The sequence below is a fragment of the Lentzea sp. NPDC006480 genome (assembly GCF_040611995.1).
Lineage (GTDB): Bacteria > Actinomycetota > Actinomycetes > Mycobacteriales > Pseudonocardiaceae > Lentzea.
This window is the reverse complement of sequence record NZ_JBEXPJ010000042.1, coordinates 54,039-62,333: the sequence shown is the minus strand read 5'-3', so window position 1 is coordinate 62,333 and position 8,295 is coordinate 54,039. Positions and strand designations below refer to the sequence as shown.

Annotated in this window: 8 protein-coding genes and 1 pseudogene; 5 read left to right on the top strand and 4 right to left on the bottom strand. The window is 63.7% G+C overall.

Annotation, left to right across the window (positions count from 1 at the left end):
* Positions 1-78: 78 nt before the first annotated feature.
* Together ABZX92_RS19025 and ABZX92_RS19020 are read right to left on the bottom strand one after the other, a co-directional pair.
* Positions 79-1,371, bottom strand: coding sequence for a PhoH family protein (locus ABZX92_RS19025; RefSeq protein ID WP_355560697.1), 1,293 nt, complete (start codon positions 1,369-1,371; stop codon positions 79-81).
* Between the two features lie 400 nt (positions 1,372-1,771).
* Complete coding sequence (locus tag ABZX92_RS19020; RefSeq protein ID WP_355560688.1) at positions 1,772-3,022, bottom strand: DUF885 domain-containing protein; 1,251 nt, start codon at positions 3,020-3,022, stop codon at positions 1,772-1,774.
* Between the two features lie 228 nt (positions 3,023-3,250).
* On the opposite strand from ABZX92_RS19020, the gene ABZX92_RS19015 reads away from it, so the two are divergent.
* Positions 3,251-3,514 (top strand): hypothetical protein, encoded by a 264-nt coding sequence (locus tag ABZX92_RS19015; RefSeq protein ID WP_156212730.1) that lies wholly within the window; start codon positions 3,251-3,253, stop codon positions 3,512-3,514.
* Between the two features lie 89 nt (positions 3,515-3,603).
* Positions 3,604-3,870, top strand: coding sequence for a hypothetical protein (locus ABZX92_RS19010; RefSeq protein WP_355560685.1), 267 nt, complete (start codon positions 3,604-3,606; stop codon positions 3,868-3,870).
* 56 nt (positions 3,871-3,926) lie between these two features.
* Here ABZX92_RS19010 and ABZX92_RS19005 read toward each other — a convergent pair whose 3' ends face one another.
* Complete coding sequence (locus tag ABZX92_RS19005) at positions 3,927-4,706, bottom strand: isoprenyl transferase (protein WP_355560682.1); 780 nt, start codon at positions 4,704-4,706, stop codon at positions 3,927-3,929.
* A gap of 77 nt (positions 4,707-4,783) precedes the next feature.
* Between ABZX92_RS19005 and ABZX92_RS19000 the strand changes: the two genes are divergently transcribed.
* A complete protein-coding gene (locus ABZX92_RS19000; RefSeq protein WP_355560679.1) occupies positions 4,784-5,455 on the top strand; it encodes a hemolysin III family protein in 672 nt (223 codons plus the stop codon).
* A gap of 28 nt (positions 5,456-5,483) precedes the next feature.
* Here ABZX92_RS19000 and ABZX92_RS18995 read toward each other — a convergent pair whose 3' ends face one another.
* A complete protein-coding gene (locus ABZX92_RS18995; protein ID WP_355560676.1) occupies positions 5,484-6,323 on the bottom strand; it encodes a site-specific integrase in 840 nt (279 codons plus the stop codon).
* A 400-nt stretch (positions 6,324-6,723) separates the two neighbouring features.
* On the opposite strand from ABZX92_RS18995, the pseudogene ABZX92_RS18990 reads away from it, so the two are divergent.
* Together ABZX92_RS18990 and ABZX92_RS18985 are read left to right on the top strand one after the other, a co-directional pair.
* Positions 6,724-6,999 (top strand): annotated as a pseudogene (locus ABZX92_RS18990) (hypothetical protein); the annotation flags it as partial.
* Between the two features lie 148 nt (positions 7,000-7,147).
* On the top strand, positions 7,148-8,275 hold the full coding sequence (locus tag ABZX92_RS18985; RefSeq protein WP_355560674.1) for a DUF5677 domain-containing protein: 1,128 nt from the start codon (positions 7,148-7,150) through the stop codon (positions 8,273-8,275).
* The last annotated feature ends 20 nt before the right edge of the window (positions 8,276-8,295 follow it).

Genomic DNA, 8,295 nt, shown 5'->3' with positions numbered 1-8,295 from the left:
ATGTACCGCAACGGCACCTCGCTGCAGCTGGTCCTGGGCAGGCTCGTCCGCAGGCCGAAAGCGCCGTTCACGGCTCACTTAGGAGGCGTAGTCCTCCAGCATCTCGGTGACGAGGGCCGCGATCGGCGAACGCTCCGAGCGGGTCAGGGTGACGTGCGCGAAGAGCGGGTGGCCCTTCAGCTTCTCGATCACCGCCGCCACGCCGTCGTGCCTGCCGACCCGCAGGTTGTCGCGCTGCGCCACGTCGTGCGTCAGCACCACCCGCGAGTTGCTGCCCAGCCGCGACAGCACGGTCAGCAACACGTTGCGCTCCAACGACTGCGCCTCGTCGACGATCACGAAGGAGTCGTGCAGCGAGCGGCCGCGGATGTGGGTCAGGGGCAGGACCTCGAGCATGCCTCTGTCCAGCACCTCCTCCAGCACCGCCTGGCTCACCAGTGCGCCGAGCGTGTCGAACACCGCCTGCGCCCACGGCCCCATCTTCTCGTTCTCGCTACCCGGCAGATATCCGAGCTCCTGGCCACCGACCGCGTACAACGGCCGGAACACCACGACCTTGCGGTGCTGCCTGCGTTCCATCACCGCTTCGAGGCCGGCGCACAACGCCAGCGCCGACTTTCCGGTGCCCGCACGCCCGCCCAGCGAGACGATGCCGACATCGGAGTCGAGCAGCAGGTCCAGTGCGATCCGCTGCTCAGCGGACCTTCCGTGCAGTCCGAACGCCTCCCGATCTCCGCGCACCAGCTTGATCTGCTTGTCCGCGGTCACCCGGCCCAGAGCGCTCGAGGTGCCCGCCAGCAACCGGACTCCGGTGTGGCAGGGCATTTCCGCGATGTGCTCCAGGTCCTCGTACTGGGTCGGGTCGACGACGTTCTCCTTGAACAGGCTGTCCACCAGGGACTGTGGAACGTCCATATCGGACATTCCCGTCCAGCCTGACAGGGTGACGTCGTGCGCCCGGTACTCCTCCGCCTGCAGGCCGACCGATCCGGCCTTGACCCGCAGCGGCATGTCCTTCGTCACCAGGGTGACGTTGCGCCCCTCAGCAGCGAGATTGAGGGAGCAGGCGAGGATTCGGGCGTCGTTGGAGTCCGTTCGGAAACCTGATGGCAACACCTCCGGGTCGGAGTGGTTGAGCTCGACGTGCAAGGTGCCCCCCACATCCCCGATGGGGATGGGCGAATCGAGGCGACCATGCCGCAAGCGCAGGTCGTCGAGCAGACGCAGCGCCTCCCTGGCGAACCAGCCCAGTTCGGGGTGGTGGCGCTTGCCCTCCAGCTCGCTGATCACCACGAGCGGGAGCACGACCTCGTGCTCCGCGAACCGGGTGGGGGCGAGAGGATCGGACAGCAGTACCGACGTGTCCAGCACATATGTCGTCAAGGCTGGAGCGGCGGACTTGCGCCTGGGGGAGGAACTGCGCGATGAGCCTGAGGTACGGCTCGCGGGACGTCGTGCGTTCACGGCAACTCCCTCACGAACGCGGCACCCGCGTCCGCTCCTCGCTGGGCCAGGCACAACCCTGATTGATCGTCTTGCCGTCCGCCGGTGAGGCGTCAGGCAGGTCGACCACGAGGGCCGGGTGCCGGCCCCCTCGCGACGTTGTCAGCCACGATCAGGACCTCCCTGCGCGGTCCGCAGTGGTCGCGTCCCGCCACTTTTGAAGTTACCTGCGGAAGTACCCCGTCTGCATGAAGCCACACAGGTGAATCCCGATTTGTCACCTGCGCGAAAACAACCCGAAACGTGACCGTAGCCGTGTTTTTGCTGGTCAGATGCTGTTTTCCTGCGTGTTGCGCGCCAACCACGACAGACCGTCCCGCACCTGGGTTTCCAGCGATTTCGGGGTCAGGGGCTCGTCGAGAAGTCTCAGATAGCGGGAGTCGAGCGACTCGCCGGGCGCGCGGACGTCCAGCCACGCCCTCACCAGGCGCACTCCTTCGACGTATGTGGTCGTGTACGCGCGCCACAGCGGGTCTGCCAGAAAACGAACCATTTGCCGTGCGCGACGGTCGGGGACTAGCAGCCACCTGCGCAGATGTGCAACCACGTCATCCTGATCCGCACCCCGATCGTGTAGCAGCAGAGCGGCGTCCTGCCGCACCGTGAGCAGGCCCGATGCCGCCGACTCGACCTTTTCGGACAGTTCGCCGTCCATTCGCAACCCGAGGTCGCGGAAGATCTGCTCCGTCCACACGCCCCAGCCGGGCCCGACCGCGGCGTGCAGGCCGAGGTCCGCCATGCCCTCGGCCATCAGGCACTGCGGCGTGTTGATCAGGAAGATCGACTGCTCGGCGTGGCCCCGTTTGGCGACCAGGCCCGCGTCCTTGCGGCAGTGCTCGGTGTGGTGGCCCGGATAGGACTCGTGCGCGACCAGGTGCGGCAGGTTCGACATGCGGTGGCCGAGGTCGGCGTTGATCGCGACCCGGCTGCGGTAGCCGCCGAGGTAGTAGTTGAAGCCGCTCCACGGCTTGTTCGTGACGACCTGGTACTCGACGATCTCCTGCTCGGGCAGCGCGTACTTGCGGCGTACGCGGTCCCTCAGCGCGCTGGAGACGGCCTGCACGGCGCCCTGGAGCCTGCGCACGGGCACTTCGTCGGCCGCGCGGTAGGCGGTGAGGCGCTCGGCGAGCGAACCGGCGCCGGGCAGCAGTGCGTCGAGGTTGCGGTGGGCCTGCGCGTACGCGTCCTCGTCGCCGGGGCGGATGCGGACCTGGAAGTACTGCTCGACCTCGTCGACGAACGTGACGCGCTCGCCGGCGAGCTTGCGCGCGGTGCACTCCAGCGCTCGGAGATGTGCGTGGAGGAACTGTTTGCGCTGGTCGGCGAGGTCTGCGGCGCCGAGTTCGCCCTGGAGTTGCCGCGCGTGACCCGCCAGTGCCCTCGGGTCGAGGCGCGGCTCGTTGTCGACGGCGCGGCTCAGCGCGGGGTCGCCGGTGAACGAGTCCACGAACCCGGACACGAGGCGCCCGAGCCGCAGCCCGAGAACCAGATATCCGCGCACCAGCTCGTCAGCGTCCATGAGTCGGAGAGCGTACGGCGTCTACCACAGGGGCTTACTCGCGACCGAATCGTGAATAAAAGGCCACCTGATCGGGGAATGTTGTTGATCTTGACGTCACACAATGGGGTCACGGAGGCGGTCAATCGAGATCTTCACCGATAGCGTCTCCGCCCGGAGACCCCACCCTCCGGAGATCCCCGAAGACTCCGGAAATGACGGGGATAACCCGACATGAAGGAGATTGACGTGAAGAAGGTTTGTGCCGCGGTTGCCGCCGCAGCTGCGCTGTCCCTTGCGTTCGCCCCGGCCGCCATGGCCGGCGAAGGCCACGGCCACGGTGGACACCACTGGAAGAACGGCCCGCTGCTGGTTGCCCTGAACGGCAACAACCTCAACGGCACGATCGGTGCCTGTGGCAACAACGTCGGCGTCTTCGGTGGTGCCGTGCCGATCAACTCGCCGTCGATCACCGAGACCTGCGCCGCCGGCGGCATCGTCGACGAGGGCTGATCTCCCTTTTAGTTCTGCCTCTGGGGGCGTCATTCATGGCGCCCCCAGAGTTGTTTCACCCCGTTAAAACCTTCATGAGGAGAAAAATCGTGCTGAAGAAGGCAGGCGCCGCCCTCGGTGTGGCCGCCGCGTTCATTGCCATCGGTTCCCCGGCGATGGCCGTTCAGGGCCACGAGTGGGAGAACGCGCCGCTGCTGGTCGTCGGCAACGCGAACAACCTGAACCTGGTTGGCGGCGTGTGCGGCAACAACGTCGGTGTGTTCGGTGGAGCGGTTCCGGTGAACTCGCCCTCCATCACCGAGACCTGCGCCGCGGGCGGCATCGAAGACGGTGTCGAGTGGGGCGACGACGAGTGATCTCGTCACTGCTGTGAAAGGGGCGCTCACCGATCGCGGTGAGCGCCCCTTTCGCGTCAGTTCCCGTACCTGCGGTGGCGTTTGGCGTACTCGCGCATGGCCCGCAGGAAGTCGGTGCGCCGGAAGCCGGGCCAGTAGGCCTCGCAGAACCAGAACTCCGAGTGCGCGGACTGCCACAGCATGAACCCGGAGAGCCGCTGCTCACCGGACGTGCGGATGATCAGGTCCGGATCCGGCTGCCCGGACGTGTAGAGGTGCTCGGCGATGTGGTCGACGTCCAGGACCTCGGCCAGCTCCTCGATGGTGCCGCCGCGCTCGGCGTGCGACTGCAGGAGCTTCCGGACGGCGTCCGCGATCTCCTGCCTGCCGCCGTACGCCACCGCGACGTTGACCTGAATGCCCTTGCGGTCCTTGGTCTTGTTCGCCGCGTTCGTGAGCCGCTCGGCGTGCTCCTGGGGCAGCATGTCGATCGCGCCGACGTGCCGCACCTTCCACGGCTTGCCGTCCTCGGCGAGCTCGTCGGTGATGTCGGCGATGATGTCGAGCAACGGCGCCAGCTCTTCGGCGGGCCGGTTGAGGTTGTCGGTGCTGAGCATCCAGAGAGTGACGACCTCGACACCGCTGTCACCACACCACTCGAGCAGTTCCAGGATCTTGCGCGCGCCGGCCCGGTGCCCGTGCGCGACGTCCGTGAACCCGGCCTCGCGCGCCCACCGCCGGTTGCCGTCGAGGACCACACCGACGTGCTTGGGCACCTGTGTCCCGCTCAGCTCGCGCCGGAGAATCCACTCGTAGAAGTGGATAGCGACGTCTTTCACACGGGTGCGGAGTGCCACGTCCGAACAGCGTACGCCGTGCAAGCTTCATCACTGCGTCATGGTCCGAAACCTACGGTCGCGTAACCTGGCTTCTTGTGACCACAGCGACCATTCCTCCACAGCCCGGACTGCGGCCGCGCCTTCGTGGGTGGCTGCACCTCTGGTCCTTCATCGCCTCCGTGGCGACAGGCGCGACCCTGATCGCCCTTGCAGCGTCCACAGTGTCCGCACGCGCCGCGCTGGCCACTTCGGTCTACGGCCTGACCGTGCTCGGCTTGTTCGGCGTCTCCGCGCTCTATCACCGCGTGACGTGGAAGTCCGAGCGCGTGCGCACGTGGATGAAGCGCCTCGACCACTCGATGATCTTCGTGTTCATCGCCGGCACCTACACGCCGTTCGCTCTGCTGGCGATGGATGCTTCTACTGGGCGCATCGTGCTGACCGTCGTGTGGATCGGTGCCGTGCTGGGCGTGACGTTGAAGCTCGCCTGGCCGCACGCGCCGCGGTGGCTCGGGGTGCCGATCTACATCGCCCTGGGCTGGGTTGCCGTCTTCGTACTGCCTGAGCTGTTGCACCACGCCGGGGTTGCGGCACTGGTGTTGCTGTTGGTGGGTGGGGCGCTTTACACCGCTGGCGCTGTCTTCTACGCGACTCGGTGGCCCAACCCGTGGCCGCAGGTGTTCGGGTATCACGAGTTCTTCCACGCGGCGACCGTGGTGGCGGCGATCTGCCACTACATCGCCATCTGGCTCGCGATGTACTCCTGACCTTGTGTCTTCTAGCTAGATGATCTTGTCAGGCCGTCTCCAGGCCGTCAGCCCGCTTCTTCGGCTTGAAGAGCGCGTTGGCGGCCTTGCGGCTCTTGTCGCCGCTGGACGGCATCAGGTGGGTGTAGACGCGCAGCGTGAAGCCCGGATCGTGGTGTCCGAGGTTGATGCTCAGCGACTTGACCGAGACGCCGCCCTCCAGCTGACAGGACGCGTACAGGTGCCGTAGTGCGTGCATCCCGTCGTCCTGGTTGACGTACACGAGGCCCGCCCTCGTGAAGGTGGGCCGCCAGACGCCCATGTTGAACTTCTGTCGTCGGCAGGCGTTCCCGTCCGGCGTCGTCATCAGCAGCCGGACCGTCACGAGCTTCCCGTCAGGCTTCTCCCAGGGCAGTGTGACCGCGACCGGCGGGAACTCCTCCATGTAGTCGTCCAGCTCGTCCAGGACGCCATCCCCGGCCGGCGTGGTGCGCTCCTTATTGCTCTTCGGCGGGGCGAACACGAGCGTGTTCTTCACGATCCGCACCTGGCGGACGATGTGGAGCTCGCGTGCATCGCGGTCGATGTCGTCGGGGGAGAAGCCGAAGATCTCGCCCTGACGCATCCCCGCACCAGCTCCGAGCACGGCAGCGGGCTTGTAGCGAGCAGGCAGCGCGAGCCGGACCGAGTGCAACCGCTTCTCCGGCCAAGGCTTGATCCGGCGTTCCGGCGGTGACGGCCGCTGCACACTCCGTGCCTTACACGCGTTGGAGTGGATGATCTTCTCCTCCACGGCCGCGTTCAGGATGGACGAGAGCCGGTCGAACAGGAGTTGCTGATAGGTGAGCGAGAGGCCTTCCTCGCTCATGCCGGTGATCCAGCCGCGCACCATCGGAATGTCGATTGAGGTGTAACCCAGTGGGCGGACATGAGGACGGGCAGCACGCCAAGCAATTGATCAATCACTGGTACTGGCGTCCCGGCTGGCGACCGGGTAGACGGTTCTACACGTGGCACCTGACTTTTGAACGCCAGGCTGAGCTGCATCGCCTCGTTACCACCTACCAGTCGGTTGTTCACGACTTGGTGATGCTAGACATCGTGCCACTTGAATGGATCCACGTCACGATGCAAGGCCTAGGCTTCGTCGACGAAGTATCAGAACGTGATGTCGAGCGAATAGGGGATGCAGTCTCATTGAGACTTTTAACGGTGCCGAAGCAGCACGTTAGCTTCGAAAGCGCTACCGTTCGGCCGCAAGCGTTGGCTCTCTATCCGAGTCCGGCAGCTCGGTGAGCGCCATCAGGAACGCCGTCCGCAAAGGCATTGAAGACGTTTGGGGCAACGAGCGAGTACCGGAGAGTGCTGTTGAGTTCACTCCGCATCTCTCCGTTGCCTATGTAAACGCGAACGGAGCATCGGACTCAATTCTGGGAAGAATTGAGCAAATTTCTCCTCTGCCAGTGGAATTGTCGATCCAAGAAGTCGCATTGATCGCGCTTGAGCGTACAGGTCATCGTTACGTATGGCAGTCGATAAAGCGTCTCTGCCTATCTTCGCGTTGACCGGCTGTAACGAAGATGCTGGCCGGAGCGATCCACAAGCTAATACAGCCGTCGAAATGCCGATGGAGGACTAGTGTTTCCTCAGTCGTCGCCTCCGCCCGACACTCCTGATCTACTTTCTCATGAGGGTGCTCGAATTGAAGACAGGGTGGCCGATCGTGCACCATGGTTCGGGTTTCTCTATCACAACGCCCTGATTGCCGGACAGCCGTTTATTAGTGGCTTCCTGAATAAGGGTGACGTGCACCGAGCTGCATCGGTTGTGTTTAATCAGGCTTCGTCTGACTTTATTAACCTTTGGTCAGAACTTGCGGACGGAAATGGTCGATCTGCCGTGCGAACGGCCAGGTCATTGATTGAGCACGCAGTGAACATGGCTGACGTGGTGTCAAATAGTTCCCGTGCGGAAAGGTACATGGATCACCTCGGATTTGCTGCCGAGTTCCTAAACGAGTTTGAGCTCGGCCTGGATACCTTGAAGAGAAGTGAACGTCGGAAGGCTAAAGAGCAGCGACGTCACGGGCTCCGAAAGGTGGCTAGTCAGCTGGTAGGCCATCTGGGGCGGTATGGAAAAGGTTTCCGTGCCTCGTGGTCAGAGATGAACCTGAAGGACCGCACAGTCAAGTTTCAGCTTGATGAATTCTATCCTGCATACCGGCTTTGCTCGCTTTTCATACACGGAGCATCGGGGGGTGAGCTAGGGCTAAGTAGGCAAATCGGCGACCAGCGGGTAATTCGGACCGGTCCGGCGATTCATCTATGCCCGTTCGCCTACATCACCGGTATCCGGGCGATGCAGGAAGTGTTGAAGCAGGCAAGCATCGTTGAGCCGACACTCGACTCCTCGCCATTCTCGGACGCGCTTGAAAACCTAGCAAAAGCTTGGCCTTTGTATGTGGAAGTCATGAACAAGATTGATAGGGAAATCTGGCCAGACACCCCACCTCCTCCGCCAATGACTGTGCTCGCGATTGCGCAGAATGGAACTCAACGGTGGTACTGGCACAACCCTGTTGCTCAAGCCCTTATCGAGGCTGAACCTCCTGAGCTCGAAGAGAAGTTCAGGCGAAGCGTTGATGAGATTACGCAGGAGGTAAAAAGGAACCCGGGGCGCTTCTTCTCTAACGATCGGAGATTTGCGACAGTTACCTTTTTTGATCACGTCCGCGTAGTGCCTAAGCGGGATGGCCGCATGGTGCACGCAAGTGCGATACTTCTACGGCCGCACGAGCATCAGCACATCCGTTGGGATCAGTTCGGCCAATCAGGTGACTGATTCGCATCCCTCCGTAACTT